The sequence below is a fragment of the Paradesertivirga mongoliensis genome, from assembly GCF_024436395.1.
In the GTDB taxonomy this organism is placed as follows: Bacteria; Bacteroidota; Bacteroidia; order Sphingobacteriales; family Sphingobacteriaceae; genus Paradesertivirga; species Paradesertivirga mongoliensis.
This window is the reverse complement of the sequence record NZ_JAFMZO010000002.1, coordinates 1,092,865-1,118,731: the sequence shown is the minus strand read 5'-3', so window position 1 is coordinate 1,118,731 and position 25,867 is coordinate 1,092,865. Positions and strand designations below refer to the sequence as shown.

Annotated in this window: 2 protein-coding genes; one reads left to right on the top strand and one right to left on the bottom strand. The window is 46.3% G+C overall.

What is annotated here, in order from left to right; translation table 11 throughout:
* Positions 1 to 11 precede the first annotated feature (11 nt).
* Positions 12 to 6,812, bottom strand: coding sequence for an Ig-like domain-containing protein (locus tag J3P43_RS10875; protein WP_255902154.1), 6,801 nt, complete (start codon positions 6,810 to 6,812; stop codon positions 12 to 14).
* A gap of 248 nt (positions 6,813 to 7,060) precedes the next feature.
* On the opposite strand from J3P43_RS10875, the gene J3P43_RS10870 reads away from it, so the two are divergent.
* Positions 7,061 to 25,867, top strand: a complete 18,807-nt coding sequence (locus J3P43_RS10870; RefSeq protein ID WP_255902152.1) for a Calx-beta domain-containing protein — start codon at positions 7,061 to 7,063, stop codon at positions 25,865 to 25,867.

Genomic DNA, 25,867 nt, shown 5'->3' with positions numbered 1-25,867 from the left:
TAGCCGCCCCATCATTTCTTTCGCTTCAAAATTATATATCCCTTGTTAACCTTTTGTGCTCCGGCAACTTTGGTGTTAATGATGTAATAATATACGCCATCTACCAAGTCCTGCTGTGTGTTAGTCAGAATGCCCCGGTTTGCCTTACCCCTGAACGCGTTGTTTTCATTATCATAATTTTTAATTCTGAAGACTTCATTTCCCCATCTGTTAAAAATCATTACCTCATTATCCGGATAAGCGGAAATATTGTAGATGAAGAAGGTCTCGTTGCCGGCTCCATCTTCGTTTGGAGATGTCAGCGGATCCGGCCTTATATCGGGATTTTCATCTTTACCGGAAGGAGGGTCGTTACCGGGAAACATATCATGGATCACCACTTCGGCGCCGGTGCCTATGTCGACATATTTGGAGGAGACGGCGCTAATATCGACGAAGATATATTCGTCGGTTTCTTTAATGTCATCTTTAATAGCGGTTAAGACTACTTTTTCCGTAGTTGAAGTTTGTCCTGCTTTAATTAGAATGGTCAGGTTTCCCGAAGGAGCATAATCACTTCCGGAAACTGCGTCGCCGGTGTAAGCTAGTGAAACGATTACATCTTCATGGAGCGCCGCGACCAACGTTGCCGTGATGGACACCGTACGTCCTTCATGCATTTCGGATACAGCAGGCGTCAGATTCACTATAGTAGGTTCATAGATTGCAAGCGTCACAGTTGCCTGGCTGCATTCCCCATCGGCATCGCATACAGAGTACCTGAAAGTCTGGGCTCCCGCAAAATTATTTGCAGGCGTATAAGTGAACGTCCCGTCGGGATTGAATACGAGTACACCGCTTGCAGGGCTTGACAATTGAGTGAATGTGAGTGTAGTTCCGTCGGGGTCGCGGTCGTTGGTTGCAACCGTTCCGTTGATAACATGATTTACCCGGGCATCGAAACTATCATCAATGGCGACAGGCGGAGCGTTTACGGCGAGTGTCAATGCATTCTCGCTTACGCAGATCCGGTTTGTGATGGTCCATTTGAAGCTATACTCGCCTGGTACATGACCAGAGATTTCAGTGTCAGGGCTTGCCGGGTTATCTATTCTGATGTTGTTAGGTCCTGAGGTTTGGCTCCATTGTCCCGTGCCTATAACTGCTGTATTAGCTTTTAAAGGAACTTTTCTGGTAATGCTGTAGCGTTTCGAAGGGTCACCATAGGTTTCTGCCTGTGTAGGCAGAGGTATTACTGTGATTGCATACTCGGATGATGGTCCCTGGCAGCCGTTGGCCAGAGCAGTAATCGTATATACAATCCGTCCGGGCGATGTTCCGGTTGCGAAAAGTGTTTGTGTCGGAATTACATCTGTTCCGCTCAATGCAGTTTGGCCGCTAACACCGGTGGAACTGCTTACGGACCACTGGAAAGTTGCTCCCGGAGTATTCGATGTCAGGGTAACGGGTGTTGAATTTTTACCTGAACAAATTTCCTGAGATAGGGGCGAGTTTGTAATTAATGGTTTTGGAACGGTGATAGTAAATGTTTGCGAGGGGCCGGGACAACCGTTTGCGGTTGGTGTAACTGTTATCCTGGCTATAAGTGCATTGTTGGATGTATTTGTTGCCACGAATGACGGAATGTTTCCAGTTCCTGTAGCTGCCAGGCCGATAGCCGGATTTGAATTAGTCCAGGTATAGGTTGTTCCCGGCAGAGACGAGCTAAATACTATTGGAGTGGTAGCACCATTATTACAGGTAAATACATTGTTCACAGGAGTTATAGCAGGCAGGGCTTTAATGGTTAGCCTAACAGTGGTTCTGGTTAAACTGACACATCCAGCCGTATTAACAGCTTCAGCATAATAAGTTACAGATCCAACAGTGTTTAATGTGGGCGAAGCGACGGCTGATCCGCCGATCGCATCGGTATACCAGGTAACGCCCGCTGGCGAGCCCAACACCGCTCTAGCGTCTAAAGTTTGAACGGGTGTGCCCTGGCATTGGGTAATATTATCAGAACTAACCGCAGGCGGCGGCGGAGCAGGTGTGATAGTTAAGATGACAGGCGTTCTGTCCACGCTGGAACAAGTTCCGTCAAAATATTGTGCGTAATAGGTTACCGTGCCTGTTGCGCTTAAAGTTGGCGATGTTACCAATGTACCACCAGTAGCCGAGGTATACCAGGTCACACCATTCTGCGAAACTAGCACAGTTCTTGCATCCAGTGTCTGAATTGGCTTTTTCTCACATTCGCTAATTGAACTTGCTGATACAGCCGGAGGCGCCGGAGCAGGCGTAATGGTTAAGGTAACCGGAGTTCTTAGGATGCTGGAGCAGGTTCCGTTGAAATATTGCGCGTAATATGTTACGGTGCCCGTTGCGCTTAAGGTTGGCGATGTTACCAATGTTCCGCCCGTTGCGGCGGTATACCAGGTCACACCATTCTGCGAAACTAACACCGTTCTGGCATCAAGAGTCTGAACTGGCCTTTTCTCGCATTCTGTGATAGAATTCGCAGATACAGAGGGAGGTACGGGTGCTGGTGTAATGGTCAGGGTAACTGGAGTTCGTACGACACTTGAACAGGTTCCATTAAAGTACTCAGCATAGTAAGTTACTGTCCCCGTTGCTGCCAGAGTAGGAGAAGATACAAGGGTTCCTCCTGTTGCGGCAGTGTACCATGTTACTCCTGTAGAGGAAGATAATACGGTTCTTGCGTCAAGCGTCTGTAGCGGGCTTTTTTCACATTCTGTAATAGAGTTAGCGCTTACAGAAGGCGCTGCCGGCGCAGGTGTAATAGTTAATGTAACCGGAGTTCTGGGAACACTGTAGCAGGTTCCGTCGAAATATTGTGCGTAATATGTTACTATTCCTGCGGTGCTTAAGGTTGGGGAAGTGACGAGGGTTCCTCCCGTTGCCGCTGTATACCAGGTTACACCACTTTGTGAAACCAGAACTGTTCTGGCATCGAGGGTTTGCACGGGATTTTTTTCACATTCTACAATAGAACTTGCCGTTATCGCAGGAGCAGGAGGCGCCGGAGTTATGGTTAAAACCACTGGTGTTCTTGAGGTGCTTGAGCAGGTTCCGTTAAAATATTCGGCGTAGTAAGTAACAGAACCGGTATTGCTTAAAGTGGGAGAGCTTACTACCGAACCACCGCTGGCGGCTGTATACCACGTAATTCCCGCTGAGGAAATCATGGCATCATTAGCATTTAGTGTTTGAATCGGACTGGCCTCGCATTGAGTGATGTTGCCGGAACTGGCTGGTGCAGCGGGTGCAGGTGTAATAGTTAAGCTAACAGGCGTTCTGGATACACTGGAACAAGTGCCGTTAGAATATTCAGCATAATAAGTTACTGTGCCGATGGCGCTTAGCGTAGGCGATGCCACTGCAGTGCCACCGGTAGCAGCTGTATACCATGTAACTCCAGTAGCTGAAGCTAAGGCACTGTTTGCATTTAAAGTCTGAATCGGGTTAGTCTCACATTGGCTAAGATTACCCGAACTTGCCGGAGCCGGTGGAGCCGGAGTAATGGTTAGTGTAACGGGAGTTCTCAAAATGCTTGAGCAAGTGCCATTCGAATATTGTGCATAATAGGTTACGGATCCCGTACTATTCAAAGTCGGCGAAGCAACTACTGAATCATTCGCTGCGGCATCGTACCATGTAACCCCACTGTTAGAAGCCAATGCATTATTAGCATTTAGAGTCTGGATGGGACTGGTCTCACATTGGGTAATATTACCTGAGCTTGCCGGAGCCGCCGGAGCCGCTGTGATGGTTAAAGTAACCGCTGTTCTGGCCAAGCTTCTGCATGATGTAGTATTGTTAACAGCCTCGGCATAAAGTGTTCTTGAACCGGCAGTAGTACTTGTAAAGGTAGCAGGGCTAACCATATTTCCGCCTGTAGCGGCATCATACCAAACGATGCTATGTCCGGCAGGTACGGATGCCGTTGCGGTCAGCGTTTGAGAAGAACCATTTTCACAAACCGTTACATTTCCCGGTAAGGTTGGAGCCAGCGGAGCGGGGTTAATGGTAAGAGTAACCGCTGTTCTGGCTACACTGGAACACGTGCCGTTAGAATATTGTGCATGGTAGGTTACCGAACCGGGAGTATTTAAGGTGGGCGAAGCAACCACCGAACCGCCTGTAGCAGTATCATACCATGTTACCCCGGTAGTTGAAGCCAGGGCACTATTAGCATTTAAAGTTTGAATCGGACTGGTTTCACATTGTGTAATGTTACCCGAACTTGCAGGAGCCATTGGCGCTGCATTAATGGTTAAGACAACGGCTGTTCTGGACAAGCTTCTGCAGGAAGTAGTGTTGTTAACAGCCTCTGCATACAAGGTTGCAGAGCCGGCAGTTGTGCTTGTAAAAGTAGGAGGAACTACATTCCCGCCCGTAGCGGCATCGTACCAAACAATGCTGTGTCCGGCGGGTACGGATGCGGTTGCGGTCAATGTTTGAGAGGTCCCGTTTTCACAAACCGATACATTTCCTGGTAAAGTTGGAGCAAACGGAGCTGCATTAATAGTTAAGGTAACAGGCGTTCTGGATACACTGGAACAGGTGCCGTTAGAATATTGAGCATAATAAGTTACAGTTCCGGTGGCGCTTAAGGTTGGAGATGCTATTACTGAGCCACCCACAGAAGCAGTATACCAGGTAACCCCGGTGGTGGATGCCAGTGCGTTGTTTGCATTTAAGGTCTGGATAGGACTGGTTTCGCACTGTGTAATATTGCCTGAACTTGCGGGTGCTAAAGGGGCAGCAGTAATGGTCAGTGTAACCGGAGTTCTGTTGATACTTGAACAACTGCCATTAAAATATCCGGCATAATAAGTTACAGTTCCCACAGTGTTCAACGTAGGAGATGATGTTGATGTATTTCCTGTTAACGTGGTATACCAGGTAACCCCGCTGTTAGAAGCCAATGCATTGTTAGCATTTAGAGTTTGGATGGGACTGGTCTCACATTGGGTAATATTACCTGAGCTTGTCGGAGCCGCCGGAGCCGCTGTGATGGTTAAAGTAACCGCTGTTCTGGCCAGGCTTCTGCATGATGTAGTATTGTTAACAGCTTCGGCATAAAGTGTTCTTGAACCGGCAGTAGTACTGGTAAAGGTAGCAGGGCTAACCATATTTCCGCCTGTAGCGGCATCATACCAAACGATGCTATGTCCGGCAGGTACGGATGCCGTTGCGGTCAGCGTTTGAGAAGAACCATTTTCACAAACCGTTACATTTCCCGGTAAGGTTGGAGCCAGCGGAGCGGGGTTAATGGTAAGAGTAACCGCTGTTCTGGCTACACTGGAACACGTGCCATTAGAATATTGTGCATGGTAGGTTACCGAACCGGGAGTATTTAAGGTGGGCGAAGCAACCACCGAACCGCCTGTAGCAGCATCATACCATGTTACCCCGGTAGTTGAAGCCAGGGCACTATTAGCATTTAAAGTTTGAATCGAACTGGTTTCACATTGTGTAATGTTACCCGAGCTTGCAGGAGCCATTGGCGCTGCATTAATGGTTAAGACAACGGCTGTTCTGGACAAGCTTCTGCAGGAAGTAGTGTTGTTAACAGCCTCTGCATACAAGGTTGCAGAGCCGGCAGTTGTGCTTGTAAAAGTAGGAGGAACTACATTCCCGCCCGTAGCGGCATCGTACCAAACAATGCTGTGTCCGGCGGGTACGGATGCCGTTGCGGTCAATGTTTGAGAGATCCCGTTTTCACAAACCGTTACATTTCCTGGTAAAGTTGGACGGGCAGGAGCAGGGTTGATGGTTAATATAACCGCAGTTCTTGTGGTGCTTCTGCAGGATGTCGCTGGATTTACGGTCTCGGCATATAGTGTTCTGGAGCCGGCAGTAGTACTGGTATAAGTTGCGGGACTAACCACATTTCCTCCCGTAGCGGCATCGTACCAAACAATATTCATCCCCGGCGCTGCTGTGGCATTCGCTGTTAAGGTTTGCGAAGCTCCGTTTTCACAAATCGTTACATTTCCTCCGGAAGTAGGCGGATCAGGGCGGGCATTAATGGTAACGTCTGTGGTTGCCGTGGCTGTAGCAGCGGTAAGGCAAACCGCAGCATCGGTTATAACTACGGTATAAGTTCCGCTGGCAGCGGCTGTTACCGAGGGGATGCTTACTGTTCTTCCTGTAGCTGTAAATCCATTCGGCCCAGTCCATGTATAGGTTGCGCCCGTGAGATTTGGGTTTGCGGTAAGTGTCAAGGTGGAACCGGCGCATAGCTGACTGCTGCTGCCGGCGCTAGCAGGGCTGTTACTGCTGGCTGTTAAATATGGAATAGCGCTGAGAGTATAATCGTTAGGATCGTTACCGGGTTTGGTATAGGTAACATAATAGACCCCATCAGCGGCTCCGGTTAAACAAAGCGATTGATCTACTAATGGCTTGGTTACACAGTTTACTGTATATGTTCCCGAGTTATCGCTCAAATCAAACCTCACTCCAAGGGAGTTTGGGCCCAGAATGATCTTAAACTGGATGGAGTTTGTTGTTCCGCTGCAGCAAGACCCTGACTGTCTTTTTAGACCCGTAAGAGTCTTTGAAGGGGTAGCCCTAAGATCAAACTCATAGAGTGGTATATCAGAGCAGGGCTGTTGCGAATAAGCTCTATTAGCACTACACAGGCTCAGTATAAGTACGAAAAATACAGGTAAAAAATTCAAAAATGATACACGCTTTAAAGCAGATAAGGCAGATGAATTATATGAGCGTAGTTCATTCATAAAATAGGACTGTGTGGCCTCCATTTGAATTGATAGACTTTGCTTTTTACGTTTCGACATCTCCGAATGTTACACATTAACTTAAAAGAAATAAAATGGGGTTGTACTGTTTGGCATGAGTGATAGATCAGAATGAAAAAGATGCTTAGGATACTTCTAATAAGCTATTCTTCCGCGGGTTGCAGAGGTGATATGTGAATTAATATTCCCAAAATATTTTTTTTGGGGAATTAATGTAACGCTACGCTCCGGTTTCCGTATACCGCTGATCGTTGCTTAAGAGTAGAAATAATCTACCACCCGGCTTAATGGATTTTACAATTTTTGACTCGTTTAAAAGATATGTGTATTGCTCCTTGCCAAAGATTTGGCCGGGTTTGTCAGGCGGACTTATTTTCCTGTTTTTCCTAATATCATCACAGCATTCTTTTGCAGAAGGAAGTAAGGAGTTAAATCCTGACGGAGGGCACAGGGTCTATTTATACACTTCAACTACAACTACCGGATCTCTTCCCTGGGCCAGCCAGGGGCTGGTAAGAGTTTACGTTCAAGCCGGTGAAACCATTAATGTTGGGTCTAGCGTCCAGGGCTTGAATGGTAATGGTACCATGATCCTGGTTTCGCCAAACGGGAACATTTATACCTCTGGTACGGCAGCAACTGCCACTGGTCTTATCAGCACCAGGGCCCAGGAGATGGCGGGCCCCTTGCCCAATGCAGGTGGCTACACGCCATATAAGGTTACTGCTCAAGCTTCAGAAGCCGGTGTTTGGTCTGTGTTTTTTGTAGGTAGCAATGGTACCAACAGTGGTACCAATACCCCCGATGAGAGGCTTAGCGCCAATGCCTGGGATCAACCTAACAATTCTCCTTATATAGCAGCTTTCGATGTCTCGGTACGGAACGCCGCGAATACGGCTTTTATCCCGGGAAGAGCTTATATGAATCTGCTCGAAGGAACCATGGGGGATTTTGATGCAAAATTTACAGGGAAAGTTAATGTGCTTACTAATGACGGTTACATTTATGATATAAATGCGAATGGGTTGGCCGGTAATGCTTTTGCTTTCTTCTCTAATAACAAAGGTTTTAAAAGCGGCGGTAATCCCAGTTATTTAAGCCAGGATGGCACCTCTGTCGCTACTATTCATCCGCCGCTTTCCGAAGATACTGCCACAGACATCACTCATAAATTGTTTTTTAATACTCCGGCGGCCGATCTGCCTGCTTCTGCACCCGCCCGAACAACTACTGGATTGTCGGCTGATAACGGATCGGCAACAACTACATGGTTAAAAACTACTCCTATTGCGCCAACACTTACTAACTTTTCTTTTATTGGGAAAGAAGGTACGGCAAACCAGGCAGGAGCATTGAGCACTATGGGTGGTTATTTCAGCTTTGTTGCTAACCAAACGGGTAACTACAGTTTAAAAATTGATGCTAATAAGGATGGTGATTATACTGATGCCTCTGACCGGATTATCACAAATGCCGCAATAGCAGGAACAAATACAGTTTTCTGGGATGGTTTGGATGGGGCAGGGGTTCCGGTAGTGGGCTCATACACCAGTTCGTCAGTACAGGTAGTACTGCGTGCTGGTGAAGTACATTTCCCTTTGTTGGACGTGGAAAATAATCCATCAGGAATAATTATCACCCGGACAAACGGTGTGGGCTCGGGAGATCAAACTGTTTATTGGAACGATTCGAACATCTCATCTACTACTAATCCATCCAGTCCGCTCAATACCTCTGTAAATGGAACCAGTAGTTCTACTAATGGTCATAAATGGGGGTCTACAGGATATAACTCAGGTAGTTTCGGAAACGATAAAGGTCTTGATACCTGGACGTACGTGTTCAGTACTCCTGTTACTCCGGCTACTCCAATTGAATTTTTGCAGGCTAATTTAGAAGTTCTGCCTATCACCAAAAGCAAGACTACCGGGATATGTATCGGGCAGCAGCAAACTTATATAGTATCGGTCAGGAATAACGGACCGAGCGCCGTGAGCGATGCTAAATTCAGTTTCACCTTCCCGGCAGAACTAACCGGGGTAGTAATAACGCCTGTTCTTACTTCAGGTACTGCCAGTGTAGTATCGAGTAACATTGTCGGAAGCCAGTACAACGCCTCCTTAAATATGAATAACGCGTCGGTTTTGACGTTTACAATCACAGGAACGGTATCTACCTTACCTGCCTTGAATACACTTACTGTTAAGGCAACCGTGATGAGGCCTGCCGATGTTTACGACCCTGATGCTACTAATCCTGACGCTGATATTCCTACTGACCCTCAATTGGAATGTGATTCGGCGCCAAGTGGCTCCGGTTGTAATAACATTCAAAGCGATTCAACTCCTGTTTTAATCAGTAATATCAGTATTGCTAATGTCTCGAAAGCTGAAGGGTCGGGAGGAAGTAACAATATGATTTTGAGAGTCACAGCCTCTCCGGTAAACACAAGCTGTGATATTACAGTTAATTATGCAGTAACAAACGGTATTACCAATAGCTCAGATTTTGCTGGTGCAATCACGGGAACTGTAACCATTCCTAAGGATTCTACAGGCGTAAATATTGGAGTTCCTATTGCAACAGATCAAATCATTGAAGCGAACGAAACCTTTACAGTTACTCTTACGAACCCAAGCAGCGGTGGAGTAATTACTACGGGAACGGCTACCGGAACAATTTTGGACGATGATAATATACCGGTAAATAAGTTACTTGTTATTACTGGCACGGATGGCGCCGAAGGGGTTTCGCCGGGTGCTACCTTCACCATAGGCTTTCCTACAGGAATCACTGCAGATAAGGATACCGAAATCCAATATACTCTTACCGGTACAGCAACAGGCGGCGGTACTGATTATACGGGTTTGACCACGGGCACTATTATTATTCCTGCTCTTACAAACAGTATTACCATCACACTTCCGGTTATTGATGATGTAGTACTGGAAGGAAATGAAACAGTAATTGTAACCACCGGAACCATCACAACGCCTTACACCGGTATAAGCGTATCAAATTCTCCGGTAACCCTGAATATTGCTGATGATGATAATGCTATTTTAATCAGTGGTCCTGCGCAAGTGGTGGAAGGTAATAATGGAGTAACCTACGTGACGTTTAGAGTTTCACTCGATATTACGACCAGCAGTTCTTTTACAATAGATTATCTAACGGAAGATGGTGTTGCTACCTCAGCGGATAACGATTATGTTGCTAAGTCGGGTACTTTAACTTTTACAGGGTCGAACCCCGGAGAGTATTTTGATATTCAAATAGCCATTAACGGAGATCTTAAAATTGAAGGAAATGAAGCTTTCAAAGTTAAATTAGACAATCTCTCCAACGATTTTGGCGGTTTATTAACCATTAGCGGTTCACCCGCTACGATGTCGATTCTCGACGATGATAACAATGCAGCTAATAAAACGATAACCATAACAAAAGTAGATGGCGCAGAAGGCGGTGCACCTGCAGAGTTTATATTCAGCTTCCCTTCAGGGGTATCAACAGATGCTGCCACTACTATCAATTACACGCTTAGCGGTGTGGCTGTAGGAAATGGTACTGATTATAATGGGTCAACTACCGGAACGGTGACTATTGCTGCCGGAGCCAATAGTGGTTCTTTTACCCGGACCGTGGTAGACGATCTGATTATAGAGGATTCTGAAGACGTAACTGTTACAACAGGAACCGTTACCAACAGTAAGTATAATGGTATCGGGGTGTCAAACTCACCTTTCCCGTTAAATATTCTTGATAACGATAATACGACCGCGAACAATACAATTACGTTAAGTACTGTAGGGAGTGGGTCAGAACCTTCTTCCAACGGCCAGTTTATGGTAAGTTATCCTGCCGGGATTGTCCGATCGACCCCTACAACAGTGAATTACAGCATAGCAGGTACTGCGGCGAATGGTACAGACTATACAACACTTTCTGGCTCAGTAATCATTCCTGCAAATACTAATTCTGCGCCTATATATATAGCTGTGCTGGATGATCAAATCATTGAGCCCACAGAAACAGTGTCGCTGACTTTAACCTCTGCTACCAGTGGTAGTGTTTCTCTAAACGTAACTCCGGGGGTGCAAAGCATCAATATCACCGATAATGATAATATCCCTGCAAACAATGTTATTACGTTAAACAAAGCCTCGGACGCCGAAGAGGGATTGGTAGACGGACAGTTTAAGGTGAGTTTCCCTTTAGGATATACCAGCTCTGTGGCTACCACGGTAAACTATGCCATTACCGGTACGGCAACAAATGGCACCGATTATACCAGCTTAACAGGCCAGGTGATTATTCCGGCAGGGGCCAATTCAGCTGATATCGATATTTTGGTAAATGATGACCTTATTATTGAAAGTACCGAGACCGTAAGTCTAGGTTTATCCAGCGCTACCAACTCCATTTCAGCATTGTCAGTTAACCCTCTGACGACGGTAACCGCTGATCTTCGGGATAATGATAACATCGCTGGAAATAGCATCATCACTTTAACAAAGGTTTCGGATGGCGCTGAACCGGGAACCAACGTTGAATTTTTAGTAAGTTATCCGGCAGGGGTGACCAGTGCAGCAGCTACTACCGTTAACTACCTGATTTCGGGAACCGCGCTTAATGGCACAGATTATGCCACTTTAGCCACGTCAGTAACCATCCCGGCAGGAGCGAATTCCGCACCGATAATTGCTACGGTTTCTGATGATCAGTTAATCGAGGCTACCGAAACAATCGTTTTAACTCTCACTACGGCAACAAGCAGTATCAGTGTACCCGGATTGACGGTAAGCCCGGTGACCGGAGTAAGTGCAGATATTATTGATGATGAGAATACACCGGCAAACACTAAAATAGTTCTCACAAAAACAGCCGATGGGGCAGAGCCAGGAACAAAGGCTCAATTTACGTTTAGTTATCCTTCGGGGATTACCAACTCCGCACCAACAATTGTAAATTATATTGTAGGCGGAACAGCTGTTAATGGCACAGATTATACATTGCCCGATAACACCACTATAACCATCCCTGCGAATACCAACTCGGTTGTAATGGATGCTATTGTATCAGATGATCTCATTATCGAACCTACCGAAACCATAACAATTGACTTAATTACTGCTTCGAGCAGCACTATTTCAGCGATAACATTGGAGCCTGTTGGCGCTGTAACGGCAAATATCGACGACAATGATAATACCCTTGCAAACAAAACCATTTCCATATCGAAAGTTGACGGGGTGGAAGGGATGCTCAACGGCAGCTTTACGTTTAGCTTTCCTGCGGGGATCAAAGCAAGCGCCCCTACAGATATCACATTCTATCTAACCGGAACGGCTGATGGCAGCGGGACGGATTATACTGCTTCACCTTCTGCTGTTACAATTACTATCCCTGCGGGACAAAATAGCGTAACGCTCCCTCTTTTAGTGTTGGAAGATGATATCATCGAGGATGTCGAGACGGTAACATTAACCACAACAGGCGTCAGCAACACCGATCTGCCGGGAATAGTAGTAGCTAATTCGCCTCAGACTTTAAACATATCAGACAACGACGATAATACCACGCTAACGGTAAGTAATGCAACAGTAACAGAAGGAAACTCTGGTTTTGTTTCTATGAACTTTACCGTAAGTCTGGCAAAGGCCACCGGAAGAAGCTTTTCGGTAAAATATACTACTGAAGATGGTACAGCTACCTCAGCTGGAAATGATTATTTAAGCAAACAGGATGTGCTAAACTTCTCTGGAATGCCTGGTGAATCATTTACTGTTTCCGTTCAGGTAAGGGGCGATCAGATGATCGAAATGAATGAAGCGTTCAAGTTAAAGCTGTATGATCTATCTGATCCATTTGGCGGACGCTTAACTTTCGCCAGTTCTACAGCTACAGGTACCATTACAGACGACGATCTGATTCCTGCAAATACTAGTATCACGATCACTCAAACTAACGGTTCAGAAACGGGCCCAGTGCCAGCGTCGTTCACCTTCAGTTTCCCAACCGGAGTAAGCGCAGATGCCCCTACTACGATTAACTTCGGCTTGAGCGGTACAGCCACCGGCATAGATTATACCGGTGCAGGCAGCAGCTCGGTTACCATCCCGGCAGGTGATAATAGTTTTACCCTCAGCCTTCCGGTAATTGACGATACTCTGATAGAAAATACCGAGACGGTTATTCTTACTTCAGGTTCGGTAAGCAGCCCTTACGGGATAACCGTAGCCAACTCACCGCAAAGCCTTGAGATAGCAGATAACGATAATGCTACGTTAGTTATAAGCGGAGCAACCGTAGCCGAAGGCAACAGCGGAACTACTACCTTAAGCTTTACGGTAACTCTTGATAAAGCTACCGGCTCACCCTTTACGGTAGATTATGCTACATCAGGCGGAACCGCCACGGCCGGAAACGACTATACCGCAAAAAGCGGAACGCTGAGTTTCAATGGCACGGCAGGCAGTCAAACGATCGTGGTGTCGGTTACCGGTGATCAGAAAATTGAACCCCATGAGAACTTTACTATCGCGATAAGCAACTTAAGCAGCAGCTTTGGTAACCGCTTAACTATTCCGGCAGCAGGCAGCACCGCCACAGGTACTATCACTAATGATGACAGCGGAGTGATCACGATCACACCAACCGATGGAATGGAAGCAGGTTTGGTACCAGGTACCTTTACCTTCAGTTTCCCGGCAGGGGTAACGGTAGATGCTCCAACCACTGTCAGTTATACCCTATCCGGAACAGCAGAAAGTGGAAACGATTATACCGGGGCCATCAGCGGAAGCGTAGAGATACCGGCCAAGAGCAACAGCATTACACTAACCCTCCCGGTACTGGCAGACCTGGTAGTAGAAGATACCGAAACGGTGATCCTGACTACAGGAATCATTACCAGTCCTTACGCAGTAACAGTAGGCAACTCGCCTCAGAGCCTGGATATTATCGATAAAGACCAGGCAGTGCTTAGTTTAACTGGTCCGGCAACCATTACCGAAGGCGATAGCGGCAGCCAGCTGGCAACCTATACGGTTACCCTGAACCAGGCGACAGCGGGCAGCTTCACGGTGGATTATGCAAGTTCGAACGGTACAGCAAGTATTGCCGATAACGATTATGAAAGCAGCAGCGGCCGGTTAACCTTTGCAGGAACAGCAGGTGAGACAGAAACATTTACGGTACAGATCAACGGCGATCAGAAGATCGAGGCAGATGAGAACTTTAGTGTTGTCTTAAGTAATTTGATCAGTTCGTTCAGCAACAAACCTGTGGTTCAAAGTACCCCGGTAGTAACCAGCATTAAAAACGATGACTCGGGAGTAATCACGATTACTTCTACCAATGGTTCAGAAACAGGCCCTGTACCAGGAACGTTTACTTTTAGTCTGCCTGATGGGGTGACTGCAGATGCGGCGACTGTTATTTATACAGGACTAACCGGAACTGCTATCGGCATAGATTATACCGGCGCTGGTACCAGCTCTGTTACTATCCCGATAGGAGAAAATAGTTTTACATTGACGCTTCCGGTTATCAACGATGCATTGGCTGAAAACACTGAAACCATTATTCTTACTACAGGTTCGGTTGATAGTCCTTACGGGATAACTGTAGCAAACTCACCACAAAGTCTTGACATTGCGGATAATGACAATGCCACCCTAAGCATAAGCGGAGCAAGTATAGCAGAGACAAACAGCGGAACTACCACATTAAGCTTTACGGTAACACTGGATAAAGATACCGGCGCTCCGTTTACTGTAGACTACGTTACAGCCAATGGAACAGCGACAGTATCGGATAATGACTATGTAGCAGCAAGCGGATCGTTAACATTCAATGGAACGGCTGGCAGCCAACCGATCGTAATAACTGTAAAAGGAGATCAAAAGGTAGAACTTGACGAGAATTTTACTGTAACATTAAGCAACTTAAGCAGCAATTTCGATAACCGCTTAAGCATTCCGGTTGCCGGCAGCACAGCAACAGGCACCATCAACAATGACGACACTGGAGTAATAACCATCACGTCTACCAACGGATCAGAAACAGGTCCTGTTGGCGGATCATTTATTTTTAGTTTCCCTGCCGGTGTGAGTATGGATGCTCCGACGACGATCAACTATACCTTATCAGGAACAGCAGAAAGCACTAAAGATTATACGGAAGCCATCAGCGGAAGCGTAACCATACCAGCCACGGAGACCAGTGTTGTATTGCCGCTCGGCGTTCTTGATGATGCGGTTGTAGAAGACACTGAGACCATCATACTGACCGCCGGAACAATAAGCAGCCCGTACACGGTAACCATAGCTAACTCGCCACAAAGCCTCAATATTATTGATAACGATCAGGCTGCAGTAACATTAACAGGCCAGTCAACTATTACCGAAGGCAATGACGGTACACAAACAATTACGTATACAGCCACACTTAATAAAGCTACGCAGAGCGGTTTCACCGTAGAATATGCTACGGCAGATGGAACCGCTACTCTGGCTGATAACGATTATGAAAGCGGTACTGGGATATTAACATTCGCGGGGGCCGCAGGCGAAACGAAGACCTTTACGGTTGTGGTGAACGGCGATAAGAAAATTGAGGCGGATGAGGAGATCAGTGTCGCTTTGAGTAACCTTGTAAGCTCCTTAAGTAACCGTCCGGTAATTCAGACCACTCCGGTAGTAACGACTATCGAAAATGACGATTCGGGAATTATAACGATCACTTCTACCAATGGCTCGGAAACGGGTCCGGTATCAGGAACTTTCACCTTCAGTTTCCCAACCGATGTGAGTTCTGATGCGCCAACGACCATTAACTTCGGTTTAACCGGTACAGCCACCGCAGTGGATTACACTGGTGCAGGTACCAGCTCTATCATTATCCCAGCAGGCGAAAATAGTATCACGCTGACGCTGCCGGTAACCAATGATGCGTTAATAGAAGGTACAGAATCAATCATCTTAACTACAGGAGCGGTAAGCACTCCTTACGCTTTAAGCATAGCAAATTCACCACAAAGCTTAAATATTACTGATAATGATAATGCCACGTTGACGGTAGCAGGCGAAACTAAAGCCGAAGGCGATGCAGGAAATAAAGTGCTCAACTTTACAGTTACTTTAGATAAAGAAACCGGGACGCCATTTACAGTAGATTATATTACCTCTGATGGAACAGCCAAGGTATCGGATGACGATTATACAGCCAAAAGCGGAACCTTAAGCTTTAGCGGAGCAGCAGGTGAAAGCAGGATTGTAGCCGTATCTATCACGGGCGATGAGAAGATAGAAGCTGACGAAAACTTCACGCTGGCCTTGAGCAATCTGTCGAAGTACAGCGATGCCATAGTGATCAATGGATCTCCGGCAACCGGGATAATCGACAACGATGACACCGGAGTCATTACTATTACCCCGGGAAGCGGATTGGAGACGGGCCCTGTACCTGGCAGCTTTACATTTAGTCTGCCTGCCGGGATGACAATGGATGCACCGGTAACCATTAATTATACCTTATCCGGAACAGCAGAAAGCGTTAAAGATTATACCGGAGCTATCAGCGGAAGCGTAACCATTGATAAAGATGAGAACAGTTTCACCTTAACAATACCGGTAGTTGACGACGCGGTGATCGAAGACACAGAAACTGTGGTTTTAAGCACCGGAACTATAACCAGTTTGTACCCTTTAACGATAGCCAACTCACCGCAGATTTTCACGATCACCGATAACGACCAGGCTACAGTAACACTGACCGGCCAGCCCACCATCGCGGAAGGAAACAGCGGCAGTCAATTAATTACATATACTGTTACTCTTGATAAAGCAACACAGGGTAGCTTCACAGTAGATTACGCTACAACAAATGGCACGGCTCTTTTGGCCGATGATGATTATGAAAGCAGTAGTGGCCGCTTAGCTTTTGCAGGCACGGCAGGCGAGACAAAGACTTTTACAGTTCAGATTAACGGAGATCAAAAAATAGAGACGGATGAAAATTTTAGTGTTAGCTTAAGTAACCTGATTAGTTCATTAAGCAATATACCGGTTGTTCAAACCACCCCGGTAGTTACCACTATTGAAAACGACGACTCAGGAATAATAACTATCACCTACGGAAATGGCTCGGAAACTGGACCGGTACCGGGTACTTTTACATTCAGTTTCCCGACAGGAGTAAGCTCGGATACTCCAACGACGATTAATTTCGGTTTAAGCGGAACGGCTACCGGCATGGATTATACCGGCGCAGGCACCAGTTCCATTACTATCCCGATAGGAGGAAATAGCACTACACTAACACTCCCTGTAATAAACGATTTAATTGCTGAAGGGAAAGAAACTGTTATTCTGACCACAGGCACCGTTAGCAGCCCTTATGGGATTACGGTTGCTAATTCGCCGCAGAGCCTGGAGATTGCAGATAATGATAATGCTTCCCTTAGCATCAGCGGAACAACAGTTGTAGAGGGCAATAGCGGAACAACGGCTATGAACTTTACCGTGACGCTGGATAAGGCTACTCGTCCGTTTAGCGTAAACTATGCAACTTCAGATGGCACAGCCACTACGGGTACTAATGATTATGTTGCCGCAAGCGGAACATTAAACTTTGCTGGTACTGCAGGCGAGAGCAAAACGATAACGGTAACTGTTACAGGCGATGGTAAGGTTGAGGCCGACGAGACCTTGAGTATGACGATAAGCGATTTGAGTGACGCGTTTGATGGTCGCCTGAATATCGCTACCAATACCGCAACAGGTACCATCACTAATGACGACAGCGGGGTGATCACTATCACTTCGACCGATGGTATGGAAGCAGGCCTGGTACCCGGTACGTTCACATTCAGCTTCCCGGCAGGGGTAACCATAGATGTTCCAACGACGATTAATTATAGTTTATCGGGAACCGCAGAAAGTGGAAAGGATTATACCGGCGCCATCAGCGGAAGCGTAACCATACCGGCTAATACTAACAGCTATGAATTAAGCCTTCCGGTTCTGGCAGACCTTGTGGTGGAAGATACTGAGACGATTATTTTGACAACGGGAATCATCGGCAGTCCTTACACTGTAACGGTAGACAACTCACCGGAGAGTTTAAATATTACAGATAAAGATCAGGCGGTACTGAGTTTAACAGGCCCTGCAACAATCACCGAGGGCGATAACGGCAGCCAGTTGGCCACCTATACCGTTACCTTGAATCAGGCTACAACCAGCAGTTTTAAAGTGGATTATGCCACAGCAAACGGAACGGCTACCCTTGCAGATGATGACTATGAAAGCAGCAGCGGCACCCTAGAGTTTGCAGGCACAGCGGGCGAAACAGAGACTTTTACCGTTCAGATAAACGGAGATAAGAAAATAGAGGCGGATGATAATTTTAGCGTTAAGTTAAGTAACGTCGTTGGTTCATTTAGTAATCTTCCGATAGCTCAATCCGCTCCGGTAGTAACAAATATTAAAAACGATGATTCAGGAATAATTACCATTACATCGTCTAATGGTTCGGAAACAGGCCCGGTGCCGGGAACATTTACGTTCAGTTTTCCGGCAGGGGTGACTTCGGATGCGGCGACAATAGTTTATTTCGGATTAACCGGTACAGCTATCAGCGCTGACTACTCTGGCGCGGGAACGCTTTCTGTAACCATTCCGGCGAATGGAAATAGTGCGGAGGTAGTTCTAGGTGTGAATGACGATCTGGTTATTGAAGGGACAGAAACGGTTGTATTAACCACTGGCGCTATTGACAGCCCTTACGGGATAACAGTTGCAAATACATCTCAGAGCCTGAATATTGCAGACAATGATAATGCTACTCTAAGTTTAGCCGGCGCGACAATAACCGAAGGTGATAGCGGTACCAAAGTAATAAGCTTTACAGTAACACTGGATAAAGCTACCAGTCCGTTTAGTGTTGACTATGCAACAAGCGATGGGACCGCTACAATAGCCGATAGCGATTATACGCCCGGAAGCGGAACTTTGAATTTCGCCGGTACAATTGGTGAAAGTAAAACAGTAGCCATAGCCATTACCGGCGACAAAAAGATAGAAGTCGACGAAAGCTTTACCATGACGTTAAGCAATCTGTCTGATCATTATAATAATACGTTGGTGATAGATGGTTCGCCTGCAATGGGTATAATTGGTAACGATGATACCGGTGTTATCACAGTTACTCCCGGGAACGGATCAGAAACTGGTCCGACGCCGGGTACTTTCACGTTTAGCTTACCTGCAGGTACCACAACAGGCGCTCCGATTACCATTAATTATACATTATCAGGAACCGCGGAAAGCGCTAAAGATTATACCGGGGCAATCAGCGGAAGCGTAATAATTGGTAAAGATCAAAACAGTACCACACTGACGCTCCCTGTAATTGACGATGGGTTGGTGGAGGACACCGAAACGGTCACTCTAAGTGCCGGGATAGTAAGCAGTCCGTATATCCTAACGGTAGGCAATTCTCCGCAGAGTTTTACGATAAGCGATAATGATCAGGCGACAATAACTCTGACCGGCCAGCCTGCTATTACTGAAGGAAATACCGGTACTCAATTAATCACTTACACAGCAACGCTTGATAAAGCGACTCAAGGTAGTTTTACCGTAGATTATGCCACTGCAAATGGATCGGCATCTATAGCAGATAACGATTATGAAAGCAGCAGCGGCCGGTTAACATTTGCAGGCACAGTAGGCGAGACCAAGACCTTCACCGTTCAGATCAATGGCGACGGAAAGATTGAGGCTGATGAGAACTTTAGCGTTACATTAAGCAATCTGATTAGTTCTTCCAGCAATCGTCCGGTCGTTCAAAGCGTTCCGGTAGTAACAACTATTGAAAATGATGATTCGGGAACAATAACTATTACATCTGAAAACGGTTCAGAAACGGGCCCAGTGCCAGCGTCGTTCACCTTCAGTTTCCCAACCGGAGTAAGCGCAGATGCCCCTACTACGATTAACTTCGGCTTGAGCGGTACAGCCACCGGCATAGATTATACCGGTGCAGGCAGCAGCTCGGTTACCATCCCGGCAGGTGATAATAGTTTTACCCTCAGCCTTCCGGTAATTGACGATACTCTGATAGAAAATACCGAGACGGTTATTCTTACTTCAGGTTCGGTAAGCAGCCCTTACGGGATAACCGTAGCCAACTCACCGCAAAGCCTTGAGATAGCAGATAACGATAATGCTACGTTAGTTATAAGCGGAGCAACCGTAGCCGAAGGCAACAGCGGAACTACTACCTTAAGCTTTACGGTAACTCTTGATAAAGCTACCGGCTCACCCTTTACGGTAGATTATGCTACATCAGGCGGAACCGCCACGGCCGGAAACGACTATACCGCAAAAAGCGGAACGCTGAGTTTCAATGGCACGGCAGGCAGTCAAACGATCGTGGTGTCGGTTACCGGTGATCAGAAAATTGAACCCCATGAGAACTTTACTATCGCGATAAGCAACTTAAGCAGCAGCTTTGGTAACCGCTTAACTATTCCGGCAGCAGGCAGCACCGCCACAGGTACTATCACTAATGATGACAGCGGAGTGATCACGATCACACCAACCGATGGAATGGAAGCAGGTTTGGTACCAGGTACCTTTACCTTCAGTTTCCCGGCAGGGGTAACGGTAGATGCTCCAACCACTGTCAGTTATACCCTATCCGGAACAGCAGAAAGTGGAAACGATTATACCGGGGCCATCAGCGGAAGCGTAGAGATACCGGCCAACAGCAACAGCATTACACTAACCCTCCCGGTACTGGCAGACCTGGTAGTAGAAGATACCGAAACGGTGATCCTGACTACAGGAATCATTACCAGTCCTTACGCAGTAACAGTAGGCAACTCGCCTCAGAGCCTGGATATTATCGATAAAGACCAGGCAGTGCTTAGTTTAACTGGTCCGGCAACCATTACCGAAGGCGATAGCGGCAGCCAGCTGGCAACCTATACGGTTACCCTGAACCAGGCGACAGCGGGCAGCTTCACGGTGGATTATGCAAGTTCGAACGGTACAGCAAGTATTGCCGATAACGATTATGAAAGCAGCAGCGGCCGGTTAACCTTTGCAGGAACAGCAGGTGAGACAGAAACATTTACGGTACAGATCAACGGCGATCAGAAGATCGAGGCAGATGAGAACTTTAGTGTTGTCTTAAGTAATTTGATCAGTTCGTTCAGCAACAAACCTGTGGTTCAAAGTACCCCGGTAGTAACCAGCATTAAAAACGATGACTCGGGAGTAATCACGATTACTTCTACCAATGGTTCAGAAACAGGCCCTGTACCAGGAACGTTTACTTTTAGTCTGCCTGATGGGGTGACTGCAGATGCGGCGACTGTTATTTATTACGGATTGAGCGGAACTGCACTAGGTAGTGGAACGAATTATGATTATACTGCCATTCCGGGTATTGGCTCCATCACCATCCCTGCAAACTCCAATAGCGCTACGTTAACGCTTAATGTAAATGATGACGCGGTTATAGAAGGAACGGAAACAGCCATTCTGACTGCCGGATCACTTAACAGCCCATATGACATTGTGGTAGTAAATTCACCGCAAAGCCTTGATATAGCAGATAATGACAACGCTATTTTAAGCCTGACAGGCGGAACAGTAATTGAAGGTAACAGCGGTACGCAAGTGTTGAGCTTTACTGTAACATTAGATAAAGCTACCAGTCCGTTTAGCGTAGATTATAAAACTAGCGACGGTTCAGCTACCATTGCTGATAACGACTATAGCGCCTTAAGCGGAACCTTAAATTTCGGCGGCTCTGCGGGCGAGAGCAAAGTAATAACCGTATCTATTACGGGTGATCAGAAGATTGAGGCGAATGAGAACCTGGCAATAGAATTAATCAATCTGTCTAATCATTATAACAACACTTTAGTGATTAGTGGCAGTCCGGCAACCGGGACAATCATTGATGATGACAACACCGTCAGCAATAAAAGTATAATCGTTACCACAGTAAACGGCGCTGAAGGCGGAGCCAATGCGAGTATGAAATTCAGTTTCCCTGACGGGGTAAGCAGTGATGGTATCACATCTATCCCTTATACGCTGGGTGGCACCGCGCAGGATAATGGCATTGATTACAACATCGCTTCAACCGGGATATTATACATTCCGGCGGGTAAGAATAGTGTAACGCTCGATCTTGCAATAAGCGATGATCCGTTTATTGAAGGAACTGAAACGGCTATAGTGAACGCGGGCATTATCAGTAATGATAAATATACCGGCTTAACGTTGAGCAATGCTCCTCAAACAATTTTTATTGCTGATAATGATGTTGCTTCACTGTCTATTGCCGGTCCGGTTACTATAACGGAAGGAAATAACGGCTCACAAAAAGCAGTTTTCAATGTAATGCTTGATAAAGCCACAGGTAGCGGGTTTTCTATTAGCTATAGTACTGCCGACGGAACAGCTCTGGCCGCGGATAATGATTATATCGCGGTGTCTAACGGAGCCGTAGTATTTGAGGGGAAAGCCGGCGAAGTTCAGAAAATAGAGATCTCCATAATCGGAGATAAGAAAATTGAGCTGAATGAAAATTATCAGGTGCGCTTAACCGGTTTGTCTTCAGATTTCGGTGGAGCTCTGACTTTCAGCAGTACATCCGCTACGGGAACTATTATTGACGACGATAATAACAGCTCTAACAGGCAGATCACCATTTCTAAATCAGACGGTACAGAAGGTGCAGCAGATGGCAGTTTTACGTTTAGTCTGCCGGCAGGGATAACGCTGGACGCCCCAACGACCATCAACTATACTTTAAGCGGGACAGCTAAAGGCGCCGGAATTGATTATAGCAACTCTCAGGTCGGATCGCTGGTTATCAAGGCTGGCGAAAATTATGCCGTCCTTACCATCGACGTGGTAGACGATTCCGGACTCGAGCCGTCAGAAACCGTTATCGTTAATACGGGCGCTGTAACCAATAATAGCTATAATGGCCTTACAGTGCTGAACTCACCTCATGCTCTTAATATAGAAGACGATGATAACGCTTCCATATCCATAAGCGGGCCTGTCCAGGTAACTGAAGGAAATGCCGGAACAATAAACGCAGTGTTCAGGGTTACCCTGAATAATTCGACTGGAGATCCTTTCACTGTGAATTATACCACTAAAGATGGTACAGCCACAGTTGCAGATAACGACTACATCGCTTCATCCGGAACCTTAACTTTCTCGGGTGTAGCAGGCGAGTTTGAAAATATTACGGTACCTGTAAGAGGAGATTTGAAAATTGAGAAGAACGAGAGGTTTACCGTTGAGTTGAACGGTCTTTCAAATGATTTTGATCAGCGCCTGCTTATCACAGGTTTACCTGGAGTTGGTACAATAAGGGACGACGACAATACAGCAGCCAACAGAAGAATCATTATATCGAGAGTTAACGGTGCAGAAGGCGGTAATGATGCCCGGTTCAAGTTTAGTTTCCAGGCCGGCGTTTCTGCCGACGATTGGACAATTCTAAATTATACTCTAAGCGGAACAGCTTTAGGTGATGGTGCTGATTATGCTGCAGCGTCTAAGGGGTCGGTAACTATCCCTCCGGGCGAGAACAGTGCGGTGCTTGATCTCGCAGTAATCGATGACGCAGTTATAGAAGCCACAGAAACCGTTATTTTAACGGCAGGTACTATCGAGAATAATTCGCATACCGGACTTAATACAAACAATTCGCCATTGTCTCTTAATATTACCGATAATGATGAGGGCGAGCTGAAATTAAGTGGTCCGGTGCTGGTGCAGGAAGGCAATAGCGGTCCGACGCTTGCTACTTTTAGTGTCACACTACTGGGTGCAACCGGCAGTCCGTTTAGTATTGGTTATGCAACATTTGATGGCACTGCCAAGGCTTCTGATGACGATTATGTAACCAAAGCAGCCAATCTAAATTTCCAGGGAATTGAAGGTGAAGTACAAACGATTACCATCCTGGTTAACGGGGATTATAAAATCGAAAGTGATGAGGAGTTCAATCTAATCCTCCGTAATTTGTCCAATACTTTTGGTGATAAATTGAAATTTAGCGGCCTGCCGGTTAAAGGCAGAATACTGAACGACGACAACGGAACCATCACCATCACCAAAACCGACGGCAAGGAAGGCGCAGGTGGCGGCATCTTCACATTTACCTTACCCACCGGTGTTTATTCGGATAAGCCGATTGTTATTCCTTATAACCTGAGCGGCACGGCACTTGGTAATACCGTAGATTACCTCGTAAACACCACAGGTAGCGTAACTATTCCTGCAGGGTTAAGCAAAGCAAATTTAAATCTCGTGATCAATGATGACTCAATCATCGAGCCTGCAGAAATAGTGAAAATTTCAACAGGTATTGTATTAAGCAGTATGCCTAATGCCGTTTTGGTAGAGAATTCGCCGGTGGAATTAACTATTGATGATAATGACACCGCGCCTATTGTGATCACTAATCCGGTGATCGTAAAAGAAGGGAACAGCGGATACGTTACTGCTGTATTCAGCGCAACTCTTCCTTTAGCTACGGCAGAAGGCTTTACATTTGATTATGCCACAGCAGATGAAACAGCTAAAACAGGGGACGACGATTATGTAGCATCGACCGGCAAACTAACTTTCGCGGGAAGAGCCGGCGAGGTTCAGAAGATTTCGGTTCAAATCAAAGGAGACGTTAAGGTGGAAGGCGATGAGAAATATCTCATCAACCTGGATAATTTATCGAACACATACAATGGTCGCTTAAGTTTCGAATTCCCGTCGGTTACAGGCGTAATTCACGATGACGACATAGCCCCCGCGGCGGTTTCGGATTTCGCAACAACGCCAGAAGATGTTCCGGTAACTTTTTCTCTTACAGCCAATGATAATGATCCCGATGGCATAGATCCAACAAGTATTGTCATCAAGACTCCTCCTGCTAAGGGTGAAGTGAAGGTGAACAGGGATGGTACCGTAACCTATACGCCTGCGCCGGATGATAATGGTATGCATCAGTTTACCTACACTGTTAAAGATCTTACCGGTTTAGAATCGAACGAAGCAAATGTTACTGTAACCGTTACGCCGGTTAGCGATCCTCCAATTGCAGAAGACGATAGTTTCTATGTTCTGAAAAACGGCACTTTGAGAGAAAACGTGAGTTCGAATGACGCAGATCCGGATGGGGAAGCCATTAGATTTAAGGTAACAGCTCCTCCTTCAAATGGAACCTTAGTGTCTTTTAATGAGACAGACGGTTCGTTTATTTACACCCCGACAGAGGATTTCACCGGGTTGGATCAATTTACTTATCAGGTAGCAGATGCAGGCGGTCTGACCGATGATGCGGTTGTTACCCTGGGTGTTCAGCCAAAAACAAAAGTAAAATTAAGCCCTACATTGGTTTCTGTAAAAGAGGGTGAAGTTGTAAAAATAACAGCCGAGTTATCTGAGCCATTGCTTCAGGATGTTAACCTGACGATAGAATATAGAGGCGATGCGGAGATAGAAAAGGATTATACTTTGAGTGGCGACTTTACCTCATTCCTGATCAAAGCCGGAGACACCGCCACTACTCAGGAGCTTGTTTTAACCACTGTTCGGGATTATGTGAAAGAGGGCGATGAGGTAGCGGAGGTAAATATCGCAACAGCTACACCAAGTCTGTTTGTTGAGATAGAAAGCGGCTCGGAAGTTACCATAACTGAACTTCTCCCCGCCGACAAACCGGTTGGTCCGGATGAAAACGGCGACATAGCTCCTGATCCATACACATCACCTAACGGCGATGGGCTTGGTAATGAAAGTTTTGTTATTCAGAATATTACCAAATATCCTGACAACGAAGTGGTGATTTTCAACCGCTGGGGTAATGAAGTGTTTCGCGTTAAGGGTTATGACAATAAAGAAAAGGCATTTACCGGGGTTGCTAATGCGGGATTATTTGTCAATAAAGACAGCGTTCTGCCAGACGGAGTTTACTACTTTATTATTCATACTAAAGTGGATAACGTAGCTAAATTGAACAAGGGATACGTAATTATTAAACGTTAG